Source organism: Modestobacter marinus (assembly GCF_019799945.1).
Lineage (GTDB): Bacteria > Actinomycetota > Actinomycetes > Mycobacteriales > Geodermatophilaceae > Modestobacter > Modestobacter marinus_B.
Genome location: NZ_JABGCH010000023.1, coordinates 24017 through 42333, shown reverse-complemented (window position 1 = coordinate 42333; position 18317 = coordinate 24017). Strand labels below are relative to the sequence as shown.

General features: G+C 71.4%; 13 protein-coding genes and 1 pseudogene. 6 read left to right on the top strand and 8 right to left on the bottom strand.

Features of this window, described 5'->3' with window-relative positions:
- Positions 1–24: 24 nt before the first annotated feature.
- From HK417_RS17760 to HK417_RS26555, 6 genes and pseudogenes are all read right to left on the bottom strand, one after another.
- Complete coding sequence (locus tag HK417_RS17760) at positions 25–912, bottom strand: polysaccharide deacetylase family protein (protein ID WP_222268943.1); 888 nt, start codon at positions 910–912, stop codon at positions 25–27.
- Between the two features lie 34 nt (positions 913–946).
- Positions 947–1918: an asparaginase gene (locus HK417_RS17755; protein ID WP_222268940.1), complete on the bottom strand. Its 972-nt coding sequence runs from the start codon at positions 1916–1918 to the stop codon at positions 947–949.
- Between the two features lie 658 nt (positions 1919–2576).
- Positions 2577–3320, bottom strand: a complete 744-nt coding sequence (locus tag HK417_RS17750; RefSeq protein ID WP_308123677.1) for a ParA family protein — start codon at positions 3318–3320, stop codon at positions 2577–2579.
- A gap of 5 nt (positions 3321–3325) precedes the next feature.
- A complete protein-coding gene (locus tag HK417_RS26990; RefSeq protein WP_368858535.1) occupies positions 3326–3613 on the bottom strand; it encodes a hypothetical protein in 288 nt (95 codons plus the stop codon).
- A 147-nt stretch (positions 3614–3760) separates the two neighbouring features.
- Positions 3761–4207 (bottom strand): annotated as a pseudogene (locus HK417_RS26985) (CHAD domain-containing protein); the annotation flags it as partial.
- A 48-nt stretch (positions 4208–4255) separates the two neighbouring features.
- Complete coding sequence (locus HK417_RS26555; RefSeq protein WP_222268931.1) at positions 4256–4501, bottom strand: hypothetical protein; 246 nt, start codon at positions 4499–4501, stop codon at positions 4256–4258.
- Between HK417_RS26555 and HK417_RS17735 the strand changes: the two genes are divergently transcribed.
- Positions 4470–5003 carry a DAK2 domain-containing protein gene (locus HK417_RS17735; RefSeq protein WP_222268928.1) on the top strand — a complete coding sequence of 178 codons (534 nt, stop codon included), beginning with the start codon at positions 4470–4472 and terminating at the stop codon, positions 5001–5003. The genes HK417_RS26555 and HK417_RS17735 overlap by 32 nt on opposite strands.
- Positions 5004–5168: 165 nt before the next feature.
- Here HK417_RS17735 and tkt read toward each other — a convergent pair whose 3' ends face one another.
- Complete coding sequence (gene tkt, locus HK417_RS17730; protein WP_222268925.1) at positions 5169–7298, bottom strand: transketolase; 2130 nt, start codon at positions 7296–7298, stop codon at positions 5169–5171.
- Between the two features lie 407 nt (positions 7299–7705).
- The gene (locus HK417_RS17725; protein WP_222268922.1) at positions 7706–7966 is read right to left on the bottom strand and encodes a hypothetical protein; all 261 of its coding nucleotides are present in this window, start codon (positions 7964–7966) and stop codon (positions 7706–7708) included.
- 637 nt (positions 7967–8603) lie between these two features.
- Between HK417_RS17725 and HK417_RS17720 the strand changes: the two genes are divergently transcribed.
- The 5 genes from HK417_RS17720 to HK417_RS17700 are packed head-to-tail and all read left to right on the top strand — an operon-like array spanning position 8604 to position 17213.
- A complete protein-coding gene (locus tag HK417_RS17720) occupies positions 8604–10856 on the top strand; it encodes a hypothetical protein (RefSeq protein WP_222268919.1) in 2253 nt (750 codons plus the stop codon).
- On the top strand, positions 10849–12108 hold the full coding sequence (locus tag HK417_RS17715) for a hypothetical protein (RefSeq protein WP_222268917.1): 1260 nt from the start codon (positions 10849–10851) through the stop codon (positions 12106–12108). The genes HK417_RS17720 and HK417_RS17715 overlap by 8 nt, the downstream gene beginning before the upstream one ends.
- A 25-nt stretch (positions 12109–12133) precedes the next feature.
- On the top strand, positions 12134–12748 hold the full coding sequence (locus HK417_RS17710; protein ID WP_222268914.1) for a hypothetical protein: 615 nt from the start codon (positions 12134–12136) through the stop codon (positions 12746–12748).
- A 16-nt stretch (positions 12749–12764) separates the two neighbouring features.
- Positions 12765–14063 carry a hypothetical protein gene (locus HK417_RS17705; RefSeq protein ID WP_222268911.1) on the top strand — a complete coding sequence of 433 codons (1299 nt, stop codon included), beginning with the start codon at positions 12765–12767 and terminating at the stop codon, positions 14061–14063.
- 6 nt (positions 14064–14069) lie between these two features.
- Complete coding sequence (locus tag HK417_RS17700) at positions 14070–17213, top strand: hypothetical protein (protein WP_222268908.1); 3144 nt, start codon at positions 14070–14072, stop codon at positions 17211–17213.
- The last annotated feature ends 1104 nt before the right edge of the window (positions 17214–18317 follow it).

The window sequence follows — 18317 nt, the reverse complement described above, 5'->3', positions numbered from 1 at the left end:
GGCATCCCCTTCGGGGAAGGAAGATCAACCGGAGGTGCGGGGGGTGCGGGTCGCGAAGTCGCGGGCGACGTCCGCCATGAAGGCGAACTCGACACCGTCGTGGCCCTGGATGTGGTCGAGGAGACGCTCGAGCATCAGCAGGTTCTGCGGACGACCACAGACGTCCGGGTGGATGGTGATCGGGAAGACGGCGTAGTCCATCTCGCGGTGGACCCAGTCGAACTGGTCCTTCCACAACTGCTCGATGTCCCGGGGGCTGACGAAGCCGTGGCTGTTGGGGCTGGACTTGATGAACATCATCGGCGGCAGGTCGTCGAGGTACCAGGACGCCGGGATCTCGATGAGGTCAGTCTCCTCGCCGCGGACCAGCGGCTTCATCCACTCCCGGGCCGAGGCCGCCTCATAGTCGATCTTGGTCCAGGTGTCGCCGACCCGCACGTAGTAGGGCGTGTGGTCGTCGTGCATCAGCGAGTGGTCGTAGAGGAACCCGCGCTCCAGCAGGATCTCGTTGGTGACCGCCGAGAACTCCCACCACGGCGCCACATAGCCGACCGGCTTCACGCCGGAGCGCCGCTCGATGAGGTCGGTGCAGTAGTCGAGGATCTCGGTCTCCTGCTGGCGGGTCATCGCGATCGGGTTCTCGTGGCTGTACCCGTGCACCCCGATCTCGTGACCGGCGGAGACGACCGCGTCGAACTGCTCCGGGAACGTCTCCACGGAGTGCCCGGGCCAGAACCACGTCACCGGCATGTCCCGCCGCTGGGCGAGCTGGAGCAGGCGGGGCACGCCGACCTCGCCCGCAAAGAGGCCGCGGGAGATGTCCCCCGGTGAGTCCTCTCCGCCATAGGAGCCGAGCCAGCCGCCGACGGCGTCGACGTCGATCCCGACGGACACGTAGATCTGCTTGGGCAAGGTGTCTCCTCTGGTGGTGGGCTGGATGGGCGGGTCAGCTGTGGGCTCGGAACGCCCGCGGCAGCTCCGACGCCGAGGTCCCCTGGGAGAGCAGGAGGGCGGTGAGGATGCGTGCCTGGAAGGGGTTCAGCTCCCCCGACGGGATGGCCCCCGCCGCGACGAGGTCGATGCCCCCGCCGTTGCCGTAGGTCGGGACGATCGGGCCCCACGGCGTCCGGGTGCTGAGGACCACGGCGCACCCGTTCGCGACGGCGTGTGCCACTCGCTCCGCGAAGCCGGGGCCCGCGTTGCCCACGCCGGTGCCGGCCAGCACGACGGCCTGGGCGCCGAGTCCCACGGCGGCGTCCATGAGGTCCGGCGTGGCGCCGGGATACGTGGTGACGATCTCCACCCGGGTGGTGTCGAAGGCGGTCGACGGCAGGGGCAGCGGCTGGTGAGCGCGCCGCGGGGTAGCCGTCACGACAAGCCGCCCACCCGCGATGTGCGCGACCCCGGTACCGCCCTGGAACGGGCTGCTCGCGGTGGTGTGGGCCTTGCGGGCGCCCCGGGCCGAACGCACGGTCCCGTCGAAGGAGATCAGCACGCCGCTGTCGTGCAGTTCCGGGGACGCCGCGGCCAGCACCGCCTGCTCGACGTTGCGCGGACCGTCCGGCGCCGGACTGTCGGCCGGCCGCTGGGCCCCGGTGAGCACCACGGTCTTGGCCGAGTGGTGCACCAGGTCCAGCAGGAACGCCGTCTCCTCCAGGGTGTCGGTGCCGTGGGTGATCACCACGCCGTCGGTGTCCCGGTCGCGCAGCGCCTCCTGCGCGGCCTCGGCGATCAGCCGCAGGTCGCCGAGGGTGAGCCGGTAGCTGTTCGTCCTAAGCACGTCCCGGGACGAGACCCGCAGCTCGCCGTACTCGCCGCGGGCGAGGTCGGCGGCCTCGTCGGTGGCCACGGACCCGGCATCCCCACCGCCGCGCGACGCGATGGTCCCGCCCGTGCCGAGCAGCTGGACGTGTGCCACGTGCTGCCTCCCCTCAGGCCGACCAGTTCGTCCGTCCTGGACCCCGGTCCGCCTCGGGCAATCGTGTGCAGCATCGATTGCCCTGAGTCGCAACCGTAGGGGCGCGCGCGGTGATCTGCATGCCGACCGTCGGGACCTGCGACGACCACGGGGGCGGGCCGCTCGCGACGTGGCTCCTGATGGGCTCCGTCTGAGAGCCTCCGGGTTCATCGCCGGCGACGTACGGGGCGCGAAGCGGGAGGACGGCATCGTCCGCGGCGGCACAGCCGCCCGGGCCTCACCGGGGACGTCCACCTGGGCCGTGGACCCGCCATGCCGAGGCTGCGACCGCGCTCCGGCATCTCCAGCAGCAATCCGACTGGACGCCAGGAGACCGCGCTCGGGCGGAAGGATCAGGCCGGTGACCTGCGGTGCTGCTCCCGGATTGGACTTGGACCCATGACCTTGCGAGTTGATCTTGTTGCCATCGACAGCTGTCGGTCGGCGGTGAACGTGCAGTTCAGGCGACGTCGGGACCGTTGGCTCCCATCGGCTGCTGAGGGTCTTCGTTGGTTGTAGGTCGGTCGCGTCACGGGAGCGACTCCTGCGCGGCAGCAAGATCGCTGATCCGGTCACGCGCCCACACCTGGCGCATCCAGATCAATCTGTGCCGTGGGCGTCAGCCGCCGTCGGTCAAGCACGACTGCACCCGTGCCCAGAGCGCTTCGTAGGCGGCTGTCGCGGAGCTGGCCGGCGCGAACGCCGGAACCGGTGCGCGCTCGTCGGCCATCTGCTCGATCACCACCCGATTCGGGATCGCCTCGGGGACGACGGACGCGTGATCGTTCGGCAGCCGCTCGGCGAGCTCGCGATGGGCCTTCTTGCGGCGGTCGACCATCGACAGAAAGCCCACCACCTGCGGCTTCCGCCCTGGCATCGTGTCGACGAAGTCGATGAGCTGGTCGTAGGTGCGTACCGAGAGCATGGCGGGAATCAGGGGGACGAGCAGCACGTCGCAGGCGTGGACGACGTTCTCCGACACCAGGGACACGCTCGGCGGGCAGTCGAGGACAACCAGGTCGTAGTCCTTTTTCAGGGGCGCGATCAGGCGGCGGATCCGATCCGTGGGGCGCTTCGTGGAGTCCAGGTCCAGATCGAGGTTGCGGTAGCTGAAGTCGGCCGGCATCAGATCGAGCTGGCGGAAATCGGTTCCCCTGATCCCGTCGTCCAGGGTGCGCTTTCCACTGACCAAGGCGTTACCGCCACCCTTCACCTCGGGTCTGACCCTGAACAGGTACGTGGCCGAGCCCTGCGGATCGAGGTCCCAGAGGAGGGTGCGCAGACCGTCGCGGGCCGCGAAGTAGGCGATGTTGACCGCGGTCGACGTCTTTCCGACGCCCCCCTTGATGTTGTACGTGGCCACGACCTTCACCGCACCGCTCCCACCATTGCGGTGGCCGGCCCCGCTGGCGCCGTACGGCGCGGTCCTGGTTGGGCCGTCCGAGGCTGCGCCGAGCGCCGCGAGGACCGCTCGAACGTGGCGGCGAACGGCGCGCGCGACGTGTCCGGGTCCTCCTGCTGCGGGGTCGCGATCTCCCCCATCGCGAGCATCGTCCGGGCGGAGGCGCCGTCGCTGGCCGTCATGTCGGTGGCGGGTGAGGAGAGCGCCTCGCGCTGGGCCTTGCTGTCCTGGGACGTCCCGAGCACATCCTGCATGGCCTTCAACTCCTTGATCGCGACGCGAGCGTCGGCCGGGTCTGTCCGTCGGGGGGAAAGGTCTCCAGCAGGTGGCGGAGCTCCCTGGCCGGCTTGCGCACGTCGTGCAGGGCCTCGGCAGAGGACGCTCCGTGGTCCGCGAGCCGCGACGAGCACACGACGATGCGCGCGGTCGAGCCGATCCACAACCACCTCGGCCGCGGTCGCTCCCGCACGGGGCTGCCCGTCCCAGGTCGCCAGCGCCAGCAGCGAGGCCCGCCATCGTGCACGAGACCGCTTGAACCGCGACGACCGCAAGCCAGCCGCGAGCCTGCGCCGCTCGTCCGCACGGAGCCCGGTGAGGTGGAGCACCAGAGGTTCCACGTCCTCGCGCCGGCCGCTCGTCAGACCAGCCGTCAGAGGCGGGAGCTCCTGGAGAAGGACGTCGAGGTCGCGCGACGGCGTCGTGAGATCGCCGAGCGCCCAGAACTGGCCGTCGCCAGGTTCACTCACCGGCGTTCCTCTCCGATCAGCGACCTCGGTCGGGTGTCGCGCATTGTGTCGGTCGCACCCGACCACCAGAGCGAGGCGCGCCGAGCAGCCGTCCTCCCACATGACCAGTGCGGCCGGGCTGCCCGACCGAGGCGCGCGAGGCGTCAGTGGTCACGCGGCGGGCACGGATCGGCGGCCCACGAACAACTCGACGACGAGTTCAAGCCGCTGTGGCTCGACCCGGCTTCCACGCCGGCGTTCCAGCGCGGCGCGATCGGAGTCGTCGACGAGGGCGATGACACCGGGACCGACGACGTCGCCGTGCTCGACGTCCGGCCCGCGGAGGGCGACGAGGCGTCGCGGCTCACCGCGGCCGTCGTGCTCGATGCGCTGCGGGCCGCGCAGGCGGCCGTCCACGACGCGGAGCAGGAGCTCGGCCGGATGGACGGACTGGGGTGCGCGTGGCGTCCTCGACGCGGCCGGCGACGCGTGGGCGGAGTTCGCCGGCGGCACCTCGGGCGTGCTCTGGGGCGTGGGGTTGCGCGCCTTCGGGACGGTGCTCGGGAACGAGGGACGGCCGGACGCGTCGAGGGTCGCGGAGGGCTTGCGTGCCTACCTCACGGCGCTGGTCGACCTCGGCAAGGCGGCGCCGGGGGACAAGACCCTGCTCGACGCCGTCGTGCCCTTCGTGGAGACGATCGAACGCGGCGTCAGCCACGATCGTGGACTGCGCGAGGCATGGGCCGACGGCGTCGCCGCGGCGGAGGCCGGCGCGGAGGCGACGGCGGAGATGTCACCTCGGGTCGGACGCGCACGCCCGCTGGCCGCGCGGTCGATCGGCACTCCGGACCCGGGCGCGGTGTCGTTCGGGATCTGCGTCCGCGCCATGACTCCGGTCGTCGAGAAGCACTGCGGGTGACGTGCGGGGGTAGCGCCGGCGAGGATGGGTGGCGGCGGGAACCCGTGCCGGTCACGCCGCCACCCACCGAACGGTCGAGGACGTTGCGCTGCAGCAGGCGCAGAAGGACTCGATCGCGGCGTTGTCTCCGCAGCCAGGGCCCGCCTCGGACGGCGCCGGGTTAGCTCACCGCTTCGCCTCGTCCAGGCTGATGCCCGATGGCTCGGCGTGGACGAGGCCCAGTTGGGCCCGTGCGGTGGAGACGATGTTCTCCGTGGTGAACCCGAACTTGGCCTGCAGCACCTTCATCGGGGCCGAGGCTCCGAACGTGCTCATGCCGATGATCGCGCCGGTCGAGCCGACCCAGCGATCCCAGCCGAACGTCGAGCCCTTCTCGACGGAGACCCGCGCGGTGACCGCCGGCGGCAGGACCTCGTCGCGATAGGACTGCGGCTGCTGGTCGAACAGCTGCATCGACGGCATGCTCACCACCCGCGCCCGGATGCCGTCGGCGGTCAGCCGTTCGTAGGCCTCGACGGTCATCGCGATCTCGCTGCCGGTGGCGATGAGGATGACCTCCGGCTCGCCGTCCGGCGGGTCGGCGAGCACGTAGGCCCCACGGGCGACGCCGGACGCCGGGGCGTACCGGCTGCGGTCCAGGGTCGGCAGCGGTTGACGGGACAGCGCCAGGGCCACCGGCTCGTGCCGGAGCGGCATGAGGACCCGCCAGGCCTCGACGACCTCGTTGGCGTCGGCCGGCCGCAGATCGATCAGCCCGGGCATGGCGCGGATCGCGGCGAGGTGCTCGACCGGCTGGTGGGTGGGCCCGTCCTCGCCGACACCGATGGAGTCATGGGTGTAGAGGTGGATGAGGGGCAGCTCCATGAGAGCCGAGAGCCGCACAGCTCCCCGCTGGAAGTCGGAGAAGATCAGGAACCCGGCCTGGAAGGCGCGCAGCTTGGACAGCGCGAGCCCGTTGGCGACGGCGGCGGCCGCATGCTCGCGGACCCCGAAGTGCAGGTTGCGCCCGGCCCGGTCCTCGGCGCTGAAGTCACCCGCCTCCTCGAAGGTGAGCCGAGACTTGTTCGACGGGGCGAGGTCGGACGAGCCGCCGATCAGCCACGGCACGCGCTGGGCCACCGCGTTGAGCACCTTCCCGTTGGCGTCCCGCCCGGCGACGCCCTTGGCATCGGCGGGGAACGTCGGGAGGTCGGCGTCCCACCCGTCGGGCAGCACCCGCCGCTGCATGCGGTTGAGCTGGTCGGCGAGGTCCGGGTACTGGGCGGCGTACCGGCCGAGCAGCTCCTCCCACGCGCGCCGCAGTCCGCCGCCGCGCGCACGCATGCCGCCCGCGATGTGCGCGCGCACCTCGTCCGGGACGTGGAACGTCTCGTCCTCGGGCCAGCCGTAGAACCGCTTGGCCGCTCGGACCTCCTCCTCGCCGAGCGGCTCCCCGTGCGCGGCGTGGGTGCCCTGCTTGTTCGGCGCCCCGTAGCCGATGACGCTGTCCACGACGATCAGCGTCGGGCGGGCGGTCTCAGCGCGGAACGCGTCGAACGCCACGCCCAGCGCGTCCAGGTCGTTGGCGTCCGCGACGTGCTGCACCGCCCAGCCGTAGCCGGCGAAGCGAACCGCGACGTCTTCGCTGAACGCCAGGCCGGTGCCGCCCTCGATGGTGATCTCGTTGTTGTCGTAGACCCAGCACAGGTTGGACAGCCGGAGGTGGCCGGCGAGCGAGGCGGCCTCCGCGCCGATGCCCTCCATCAGGTCGCCGTCGCCGCACAGGGCGTAGACGTCGTAGTCGAAGAGGTCGAAACCCGGCCGGTTGTACGTGGCGGCCTGCCACAGGCCGGCCATCGCCATGCCGACGCTGGTCGCGATGCCCGTGCCGAGCGGGCCGGTGGTGCACTCCACTCCCGACGTCCACCGGTACTCGGGGTGCCCGGGGCACTTCGAGTCCAACTGGCGGAACCGGCGGAGGTCATCGAGCGAGACCGCGGGCGTGCCGACCGTCTCGTAGTCGGGGTTGACCGACGTGACCTCGCTCAGGTGGAGCAGGGAGTACAGCAGCGCCGAGGCATGGCCGACCGAGAGCACGAAACGGTCGCGGTTGGCCCACACCGGCAGGTCCGGGTCGAACCGGAGGTGGTGCTGCCACAACCTGTAGGCGACCGGGGCCAGCGCCATCGGTGTGCCGGGGTGACCGGAGTTGGCGGCCTGCACCGCGTCTATCGACAGCGTGCGGATGGTGTTGATCGCCAACTGGTCGATCGACCGGCCCGTCGCGGCTCGGTCGGTGGGCGTGTCCACGGTCATCTCGACTACCTCACCTGGATCGGTGGATGTTCTCAGGGATCCACAGCGGTCTGCGGGGCGCGCCGCCGGGGCCGTTCCCACAGTTCATGGGGCACCGCCTCCGCCGTCGGGCACACGACGCGGATGTCCGCTTCTTGGCCCCTCCGGGGGGCGTCAGGGCACCCTCCGGAGGCTAGGTGTGAAGTGACCCACGACCACGGTCCCTCCTCGCAGCAGATCCGTCGCCCGGCCCCTGAGGAGCCGTCCTCCTCGAGCTGACAGCCGGTGCCGGTGCAGCTCCCGCACTGGAACGAGTCGAGCAACTGGCGGAGGTCTCCCGAGCGTTCGACGGATCGCGCAGGCTGCCGGTCAGCGGCGGGGCGAAGACGACCTCCACCCGACTGCGCGGGGCATTGCGCCCGCCGGTGTTATAGCACCCGGACGGCGAAGTCGGGGAGCGCGATGACCCGCCAACCGGCGGTGGTCTTCGGCCGCGGTTGGATCGTCAGTCCGGCGCCCGGAACGCGGACGACGGTGGCGTTCACCTCGCGGGACCGGACCGCGAGATCGAGGATCGGTTCGCCGTCGCCGTTGGCCCCGTACCGCAGGGCCAGCGCCGCCGATCCGGCAACCGGTGGCCGGCATCCAGTCGACCAAGTCAGGCACGTCGAGTGCAGCCGCGCGGTCACTGCTCCGGAACACCTCGACGAGGCGCGAGGTCTGCTCCACGGTCAGTACGCGCACCCGCTTGCCGCTGCTGGTCTTGGCGGTGGGAGTCGCGCACCGGATCGGCTGCAAGGGCGCCGTCCTAGGACGCCAGCGCGAACATCCCGGAGAGGCACGCCCGCGCCGTCTCGCACCCAGGCCGCCCGGCGCCTGGCGGCCGGTCACCCCGGCCGTCAGCGCCCGCTCGGCTGCTGCCCGGGACGGGCCCACCCTGGAGACCAGCCGGACCCGCCCGTCGTAGTCGCGGAACGTGACTCGGGCCTGTCCTGGATGCCTTCATCGCTTCCGGCCGAGTCCCCCATGCGCCAGGCACCCGCTGACGGGACTGCCCTGACTTTGGTTGACTCTGTTGGGTAGGGGTAAGGCCGCCTCCGAAGCCCCAACTTCCCAGCCGGCGCGTAGTCGACGCCGCGCGCGGCGCACATCCCCCAGACGTACGCCCGCACTGCCGGGTGCGACCCTGGTCCTTCCGTGAGCGGACACAGCCGCGCCGACGACGCCGGTGCCGCCGGGTCCCTGATCTGGTGACGGATCGGTGACGCTCGGGTGACAGCCCACCGAGAGGCTGGTCGCCCAGTCCCGGTGTGCGCGGAGGTGGCCATGAGCGTCTTCGAGACGGAGACCCCGTACGGATCCGCTGGTGAGCTCCTCGTCTCGCCGTTCTCCGTTCCCGAGGTCGAGGCACCCACCGCGTCCGTGCGGGAGACTCCTGTGTCCGCCCTGCTCGAGACGCCCTTCGCCGAGGCATTGGCCACCGTGGGCGAGGAGGAGCTCGAGGCCGAGGCGGTGGGGGCGCTCGCGGCCGAGCTCGAGGACGAGGAGTTCACCGAGGCGCTCGAGGCCCTCGTCGATGAGGCGGCCGGCCGGCACCTGCGCTCGGCGGGCACGTGGAGCCACGAGGCGGACGGCGGGCGCCTGGCCGCCGGCGAGGTCGAGCAGTGGCTCGAGGCCCTCGCCGCCGAGGCCGACCATCGGCTCGCGCAGCTGGAGGAGCACTACGCCGACCGGCCGGTGGACGCCGTCTCCGAGGGGGAGCTGGAGGCCATGGTCGGGAGTGCCGTTCAGGACGAGGGTCTCGGCGGCCCGGTCGACGTTCAGGAGCAGTTCCTCGGCAAGCTGGTGCGCAAGGCCGCGAAGGCGGTCAAGGGCGTGGCGAAGTTGGCCAAGCGCGGCATCGCCATGGCCGGCAAGCTGCTGCCCGTCGGCCGCGTGTTCGCGCTGCTGCGCAAGCTGGTCCGCCCGCTGCTCCAGCGCGTGCTGGCCAAGGCGGTCGGCTCCCTCCCGCCGGCACTGCAGCCGGCGGCCCGTCGGCTGGCCGGCCGGATCCCCGGCGTCGGTGAGGTCGCGGACGAAGCCGAAGGCACTGTCACCAGCCTCGGCGAACGGTTCGACGCCGCCCTGGCCGAGGCGGTCCTCGCCCCGGGCGAGGCCGCGGCGGCCGCACCGCTCGCGCTCTTCGAGGACGAGGCGACCGCCAGCCGGGACGGCGGTTCGGCCCTCGAGGCGCTCGACGAGGCGCGCCAGCGGCTGGCCCGGCAGCTCAGAGAGGCGGAGGCGGGGGCCGACCCGACCGCGGAGATGGAGCAGTTCATCCCCGTGGTCATGGCGGCCATGCCGCTGGTCAAGCTCGGCGTCAAGGTCATCGGCCGGCAGAAGATCGTCGGGTTCATTGCCAAGCTGCTGGCCGATCTCATCCGGCCGATGGTCGGCGCCCAGGTGGCCCAGCCGCTCTCGCAGCACGTGGCCAACGCCGGGCTCCGGCTGCTCGGGCTGGAGGCCGAGGCACGCGACACGATCGGGGCCGAGGCGCTTGTCGCCGCCGCCGAGGACACCCTCCGTGAGGTGCTGTCCCTACCGGAGGCCTCGCTGGAGCAGGAGCTGCTGCTCGAGGCCGCGGTGCAGGAGGCGTTCGAGGAGGCCGCCGTCCGCCACTTCCCCGCGCGGGTGCTGCGCACCGGGCTGGACGACGGCGAGGCGGAGGAGCAGGAGCGCGGGATCTGGGTGCCGATGCCGCGGGGCGCCGGCGTCCGTCGCCGGTACCGCACCTACAGCGCCGTGCGGCCGGTGACCATCAGCCGGCTCATGGCGCGCTCGGTGATCTTCCGGGAGGGGGACACGCTGGAGGAGCGTCTGCTCGACGAGGGCGTCACCGCGTGGCCGGTTCCCGCGGAGGTGACCACGTACGAGCTGCTGCCCGGCGGCCAGCTGGGGCACCTGGCCGCCTTCGAGGCCGACGGCGAGTCGCCCGCGGTCGGCGCGCTGCAGTTCTCCGAGCTGGAGGACGAAGGCTGGCTGCCCGGCCCCCGTCGCGGCTGGGCCGGGCTACCCAGCGGGCTACGTCGGCCCGGCCGTACCGGTCGACGGATCGTCCGCCTTCGCGTCGCCGGACGGCCGGTGCGCCGTCGCCGCCGGTTCGGACTCCAGCTGGATCTGACCGGTCCGGCACCGCAGCTGGTGCTGTCGGTGCTGGTGAGCGAACGGCTGGCCCATCTCCTGGCCGGTGAGCTGGCGCGTCGCCGGCACGCGGTGGTGGTGGCCGCGGTGCGGCGTCTCGTTGGGCCGGCCCGGCAGCGGGCCATCGCCGCCCGGCTGGCTCGCGTGCTGACGCGGCAGGGCATCACCCTGCCGGAGGGCGGCAGCGTCCGGCTGGCGGCGCAGCTGGCCGCAGCCGTCGAGCGGGTGGTCGCCGCGCGGCTGCCCGAGGCCGCGGCGACGCTCGCCGCCGCCGCCAAGGACCCGGCACCGGGCATCACGCTGGCCTTCGCCTTCCCCTTCGCCGATCGCGCCGCCCTGGCGGGGGGTGTGCCCGGCGAGCCGACGATGAGCATCCGCCCGGGCACCGGTCGTGCCTGACGTCTCGACGCGGCAGACACTGGCCGAGCTGACCCACTGGCGGCTGGCCGTCGAGGCGCTGGCCGACCTCGACGCCGTGGCCGCGCCGGAGGCGTGGGCCGGGCTGGAGGCCTACCTGCAGCAGGGGGTCCGCGACCGGTTGGCCGCGGTCGTCGCCGCTGTCGCCCTGGAGGCCCGGGCGCTGGAGCGCCAGGCGGCCGCCGGGGCGTCGCCGGACGCCGTCCGCACCGGCGTGCTGCGGCTGCGACGTCGCTATCTGCAGGCCGAGACGGTGCTGGACTTTTACGGCGACGCGGTGAACACCCGCACGAACCCGACCCTGCGAGCGCTGCTGCGGGGCTTCGACACGCTGGCCGGCGACTCGATGGCCACCTCGCTGCGGCCGCTGGGCCTGTCCTCCCCGCCTGCCCTCACGTACGTGGACAAGGGGCTCGGCGCCTCCATCCTGCGCGCCGGGATCCGCCTGTGGGACTCCGCGCACCCCTCCCCCGCGGCCGCGATCAAACTGACCCGCCACAACCTGTCCTTCCCGACCGCGCTGCTGCACGAGACCGGCCACCAGGTCGGGCACCTGACCGGGTGGAACGGCGAGCTGGCCGACACCCTCCACTCCGTCCTGGCCCCCCGCTCCCGGCAGGTCGCCGCGCTGTGGCGCTCCTGGGCCGGTGAGGTGGCCGCCGACGTGCACGCCTTCGCGCAGGCCGGCTGGGTGCCGGTCTCGGCACTCGCCAACGTCGTCGACGGGCCGACCGAGGCGGTGTACCGGATCCGGCTGGGCGACCCGCACCCGTTCGCCTGGATCCGGGTGCAGTTCAACGTGGCTCTGTGCCGCCGCTGGTTCGGCTCCGGCCCCTGGGACGACGTCGGCACGGCCTGGCTCCGTCGCCACCCGCCGGACTCCGTGGGCGGTCCGGTGGCCGCCGTCACCGCCCGTAGCCTCGAGGCTCTCGACGAGGTCGTCGACGTCTGCACGAAGCGGCCGATGCGGGCCTTCGGCGGCGCGTCCCTGGCCAGGGTGCTCGACCCACAGCGGGTCCACCCCCAGGCGCTGCGCGATCTCGAGCAGCAGGCCGGCGGGTCGCTGCTGACCTCGTCGTACCTGCGCCGGCGCGACTCGCTGCGGATCCTCGCCGTGCTGGCGGCGCGCAGCGTCACCGACCCCGCGCACGCCGCCGAGCACCGCGCCCGTCTGCGGGCGTGGGTCTCGGACCTCGGCGCCGACTCCAGTCCACGCGCCGCGGTCGCGGCGTAGTCAGCCTCGGCAGGAGGAGAACGCAATGGCCGACGACGACCAGCCGCCCGCGGACGCCGCGCAGGGCGACGAGCAGGGCAACGAGCAGGGCAACGAGCAGGGCAACGGGCGCGCGGACGAGCAGATCACCTACCTCGTCCAGCAGTTCACCGAGGCGATCCGGGAGCTGGCCGACGGACGACGTCCCCCGCCGACCACGGAGGACGAGGAGAGCCGTGCCCGACGGCAGCGGGTCGACTTCGGGTACCGGGCCCTCGGCACGCTGATGGGCCGGGTGAGCCGTACGAACGGCGACGAGTTCGACGTCCCGACCTTCACCGCCAGCTGGGACGCCAACCGCCCGGTGATCCACCTGTACGGCCTGCCCGACGATCCGAAGCGCGAGGTCACGTACGTGGAGCTGCGCGCCCCAGCCACCGCTGACTACCCCGTGCCGGTCGAGGAGACCGTGCGGGTCATCCGCGGCGGACGCGAGGAGCCGGACGAGTACGGCTACCGGGCGCGCTCGGCGCGTCTGGAGCCCAAGCGCACAGCCCGGGGCAGCGCGATCGAGTCGATGATCGGGCTGGGCGGACGCACCGGACCGCTCGTCGCCCTCGGTCCTCGGCTCGCCGCCATCGTTCCCGCCCCCGCCGAGTGACCTGGAGGTCAGTCCCGTGTTCCTCAACCTGGCGAAGCTCCTGGGGCCGGCCCGCCGCGAGCAGGTCTTCCTCGTCCACCCTGTGCAGCTCAGCAGGTGGCTCGACGAGGCGTGGCAGGCCGCGGCGCTGGTCCCCCCGCTGCCGATCGGGTCGGTGTCGACCCGACCCCCCTCGATCGGTGGCGCCTTCATCGTCGACGCCCTGGACCTTCCCCAGCAGCTCCCGCCCGCGTCGCTGCTGCCTTCCGGCATCGACCTCGCGGACGTGGACAGGTACCGGGACCAGACGATCCCGCCGGCCGGGCCGGGGCTGCTGTGGCACCACCTGATGTACGCGTACCTGATCGAGAGCACCGGGGCGCTGGAGGTGTTCGCCGAGGTGGTGCGGCGGCTGGTCGTCGGCGAGACCCTGGGACAGCTGTCCCCCGAGTCGGTCAAGTGGGTGCGAGCCACCGAGGAGCTCTTCTTCCGCGACCCCCCGCTCTTCTCGATCGCCGGCGTCACGAGTGAGTTGCGCCCGCAGGCCCGGGTGAATCGCCGCAACGCCTACTGGCGGATGTTCGGGTTCGATCTCCCCCACCCCATCCCGGCACGGTGGGCGCCGCCGACTCCGGACACACCGTGGAAGGCCGACGTCGGGGCCGGGGTCAACACCGACTTCCGGTCCAAGTGGTCCGAGCTGCTCCGGCAGGTCTGGCTCGGTCTGGAGCACTTCACCAACACCTCCGGCGCCAAGCCGACGGACGAGGCCTACATCGCGACGCTCTGCCGCGCGCTCGCCGACATGCTCAACCACCGCCGGCGTGGCGGGCTGCTCGCCCGCGAGGAGTTTGCCTACGTGACGACGCTGAGCTGGTTCCACCTCACCCTGCTGTCCGACACCCCCATCGTCGCCGACTTGAAGGCGCAGGCGTCCCACCCGTCGGAACGCCTGGCCATGATCGCGGAGCGGGTCGGGTTGCGGCCGGCGCAACGGGCCAGGGAGCTCTTCGACCTGGCGGAGCCCATGTCCAGCGTGCTGCGGGCGATCGAGATCGGCTCCTTCGACGACGACGCGGCCGCGGCGACGCTCTTCGACCCGAACGGCGCGCTGGGCAAGGAGATGCGGGACCTGATCAACCAGTGGCAGTCCGCCACGGGCGAGCGGATCAAGGAGCGCGTCACCGCCACCGCCGTCCTCACCGACCGCCAGCCGCTGCGCCTCCCCACGCCCGGTGGAACGGACGGTCGGCGTCCGGTCGCGCCGGCGGTCGAGGGGCGGACCTACGCACCGGCCCCACGGTCGGGCGGTGCCGAGACCGTGCGACCGGGCTGATCCACCGTGTCGGCCGTCTGGGAGAGCACCTGGGCAGCGGGGGCGACACCGAGCACCGCCGAGGTCCAGCTGCAGGAGGACGAGGCGTGGCTGCACGAGGACGAGGACGAGTCAGCCCTCGAACGCGGCCACGAGGTGCTGGCGCCGTCCGGCGAGCTGCTCGCGCCGCCGAGCGTGGCCGGGCAGTTGTGGGTGCCCGGCGCTGAACGGGTGGCCAACCCGCGCTCCCGGGGTGGGGTGTACGTGGGGGGTCCGTGGCGGTTCGTGTTCCACACGGTAGAGGGCAGGCCGAGCGCGGCCGACTTCCGCCGGCTGGCCGCACGTCACCGGCAGCCGCCGCACCTGTGGGCCATGCCGACGGCGGACCTGCTCCTGCAGACGATCCCGCTCGACCGGTCGGCGTTCGCGCTGGCCCGACCCGGCAGCGTGCACACCAACCGCAGACAGGCCGTGCAGGTGGAGCTCTGGGGCTTCGCGAAGGACATGGCCGGCGCGCCGCCCGACGTCCTGGAGTGGCTCGCCGACCGAGTGCTCGCGCCCGTCGCCCGGCTGGTGCCCATCGACCTGGGCAACGTCCGGCCGGCCGGCACCGAACGCTGCTACGGGCTGCGGTCCGCCTGCCGCATGTCGGCCGAGCAGTGGCGCAACTTCAACGGCGTTTGCGGGCACAAGGACGTCCCGGACAACGCCCACTGGGACCCCGGCGGCCTCGACATGGCTCGGATCGCCGCCCGCGCCCGGCTGACCGCCCGCGCGCCGGCGCGCGAGGACGCCGGCACCGGGGAGGCGCCACGCACCATCTTCTCCTGGCCGAGGGAGCCCGTGCAGTGGGCGGAGAGTATTGGTCCGCCCCCCGCCGGGAAGAACGCCGAAGGCGAGGCGTGGGCGAGCTACGACGAGGGGGACGCCTTCGGGGAGGCGGAACTCGAGTCGCTCGACGCGGACGGCGAAGCTACCTGGGACGGCGAGGTCCACCCCCCGGCGCAGACTGCCTGGGAGGCCACTCCGAGCTGGGCGGGCGAGGAGTACGGCGGGGCGGGTGAGGTTGAGGGTGATGGCGGCGTAGGGGTGCGGACCAAGTTGCTGGCCGCGAACGGCCGCCAGCCGATGAGCACGCTCAGCCCATTCCGCGAGGCGATCGAAGTCGAGGACCGTTTCGAAGGCTACGACCCCGGGATGGACTCCGAGGACGGCGGCCAGTATGAGGCCGACCATGACAGCGGGGAGCTCGAGGAAGACCGCCTCGCCGCCGAGCACGAGGGCATCTGCCCCGAGTGCGGCGCTGGCCGCGAGGCCGAGGCTGACTTCGAGGGAGACCTCGAAGGTGACCTCGAGACCATGTCCGTCGAGGGCGGGGAGGCCGAGTCGTTCAGGCAGGACGACCTCGCGATGGAGGCGGAGCTGGGCATCGGTGAGACGCCGTTCGTCGAGAGCTGGGAAGCCGAGGACTCCGGCGACGTCCCGTCGAACATCGTCTCCTTCGCCACGTCGCTTGGCGCCGAGTGGTCGAAGCGGCGCAACGGATCCCCCACGCCCGAGAAGATGACGCAGTGGCTGCTCGGTGACTACCGCGAGACGCTGGAAGGTGCGCGCAAACGCTGGGGCAACAAGGTCGGTCAAGGGAAGTTCACCCTCGACGTCCTTGGTCGGGCGTGGATGGTGAGCCGCCGCGAGAACATGGGATTCCAGGGTGGGTCTCGCGGGGTCAAGTCGCTGGGATCCCACGAGCCGCCCACAAGCGCCGTGTCCCTGATGTCGACGGATCTGGTCGAAGACAGCAAGACCTCTCCCGTCGCGCCGCTCATGGTCCGCTTCATGAAAGAGCTCCGCCAGCGATACAAGAGATTCATGAAGGCCGCGAACTACCCCGGCCACGGTGGCGGGAAGTTCAACGACCGCGGATTCTCCTTGGACCTCTACATCGAAGGCCTCGACGACCGCGGGTTCTACCCGAAGGACGAGGCCATCCGCTTCCTGCAGAAGCTGCACGAGGCGGCGACCGCGGTCAGCGCACAGTGGCGGGTTATCTACAACGACTTCTCCGTCGCGGATGTAGTCAATCACGCGCTTGGGCGCGAGCACGTCATCTTCGTGGGCAAGGCGAGGAAGACGGGCGGCCGGGTTACGGGGCTCAACTGGCACGGGCCTGCGCCGCTCATCCTCCATTTCCACCTGGACCTCGCGCCGCTCTCGGGTGCTGCGTCCACGTGGAGCGGCCCCGCAGGCATCTCGTCGTCGTTCGCCAACTCCCCGCCGCCGTCTGCCAGCGGCTCGGCGCCGGTGAGCGATGGCGCTGCCACTTTCGCCGCCCCCACGGGTGGTCTGGCCAAGCTCGAGCAGCAGCTGCTGCGGGAGGTGCAGGCTTCGTGGCAGCGGGTGAATCTCACGCCGCCCAACGCCGCACAGCTGAGCAAGATGCGCGCGGTGAAGAAGGGCTACACGCGCTACATCTCGAAGGGGCTGTTCGTGGACGACGTCGCGGTGGCGCTGCGCGGGCTGAGCCTGCTCAGCATCTCGGACGACGACATCGACATGGTCCAGCGCGCGTCGAACGTCGAGACCGGCGGCAGGCTGACCGCGCTCAACAGCTGGGACAGCGCGTTCATGAGCGTCGGGTTCATGCAGTGGACGCTCAAGTACAAGAAGCTTCAGCAGTGGATCGCGCTTGCTCCGCAGGCGTTCCGACGCTACGGCATCGAGCTCGAGTCGACGCGCAAGTACACCTTCTCCTCAACCCACGAGGAGAAGGCCATCGTCGGCGCTGCGCGAGCCGTGGACCTTCGTTCCCAGGAGTGGGGCTTGCGCTTCTATATGGCGAGCCTCGACCTCGACGCGGTCATTGTCGAGTACCGCCGCGCGCTGGAGGTCAGCAACGAGGTGCGCCGCTCCATCGTCGACCCCCACGGGGCCGCGGTGGTCGCGCACTACAACTCGTCGCCGGTGCTCCGCGCGCTCGTGCAGGAGACGCACAACAACCGGCCGGCGTACATGAAGCAGGCGATGAAGAACGTGGCGTCGAAGGCCCACACCGACACGGCCACCTTCCTGGACGTGGTTCGCAAGGAGATCCTTCGCATCTACACCGCTCGTGAGGACGCGCCGACGAAGGCGGCGAACCTGATCAAGAAGACACAGTCGCGCCGCGTCTGAACCCGAATCCGCGAATAGCAGGCAGATGATCGCTGCTGTCACGAATTGATCCTGCTTGACTCGGATCCGTGGTGCTGGGCAGCTCGAAGGCCCGAGTGTCGCCCAGCGCGACGATCCACCCACCGAGAACCTCGGCCAGGGACGCCGGTCGGTGTGTCACCAAGGGGGGCGAGGGTTGGCAGCCGCAGTACTGGCTAGGTCAACCACCGCACCGGACATCTACGCCTGGCGCACTTGCCGGACGGGCGCTGCGCCAGCCCAGTTCCGCGGTGATGCGGTTGATACTGACTGGGTTGTCGGCTTTCGTCCCGCAGACGCTGGCAAGAAGCTATGTCGTGCAGACGGTCTGCGTCGACTGCTCACCGAGTACTTGACCGGTGGCATACTTATCGCCGACCCCGGCAGTGCGTGGCTGCGCGCCGCGAAGAACAACACCGACGGCCTGCTCGGGTGGGTGCTTCCCTCTTCCCTCGAGGAGAGCGACCTGCGCGCGTGCTCCATCCCCGGTCAACGCCGCGCGGAGCAAACGCTCACGAGCGACGCAACCACCTCGGCTGGCGCGACCGGGTACAGGGGGAAGCGACCCGACTAGCGCCCTGATCTCGCCATCGCTGCGCTGAACGCACGATTCGCCCGTAGGACGGACCTGGGGCTGAGGAGTGAAGCTCCGCTCGTCGCGGACTGCTCCTGCGACGACTTCGCGGTCGACAATCACGACCGCCAAAGAATGGGGACCGTTCCACTGCCATACCAGGAGGAACGCCTCCGCCTTCCCACTGTCGACTTTGGAGGAACTACCCTCGCTGACGCGAGGGCAACTCTCGTGCTATCGGCTTCACCCCAATTATCCCGTGAGGCTCAGTAGCCGAGCGAGGCCACCAGGCCTACACCTTAGTGAACGCATAGGCCTTCGTCTTGTAGCTCAGGCTAGTGAGCTTGCCATTTGCGTCGAGAGTCCAGAACAGTCCGCTCCAATCCGCGGATGCAGTGCCATCCGTCCTGTTGATCGTGACTATCGAGGGCCCTGGAGACCTCGCTAAGATTTCGTCACGGACCTCCGGTCGCGCACCAAGGAAGGTGAGGACTTCGGCGTCATTCGGTCGT

Excerpts from the sequence above, each read along its gene's own strand:
- HK417_RS26990 (WP_368858535.1), bottom strand. The coding sequence starts at position 3,613 with ATGCAGGATGTGCTCGGGACGTCCCAGGACAGCAAGGCCCAGCGCGAG.
- HK417_RS17735 (WP_222268928.1), top strand. The coding sequence starts at position 4,470 with ATGCGCTGCGGGCCGCGCAGGCGGCCGTCCACGACGCGGAGCAGGAGC.
- tkt (WP_222268925.1), bottom strand. The coding sequence starts at position 7,298 with ATGACCGTGGACACGCCCACCGACCGAGCCGCGACGGGCCGGTCGATC.
- HK417_RS17720 (WP_222268919.1), top strand. The coding sequence starts at position 8,604 with ATGAGCGTCTTCGAGACGGAGACCCCGTACGGATCCGCTGGTGAGCTC.
- HK417_RS17710 (WP_222268914.1), top strand. The coding sequence starts at position 12,134 with ATGGCCGACGACGACCAGCCGCCCGCGGACGCCGCGCAGGGCGACGAG.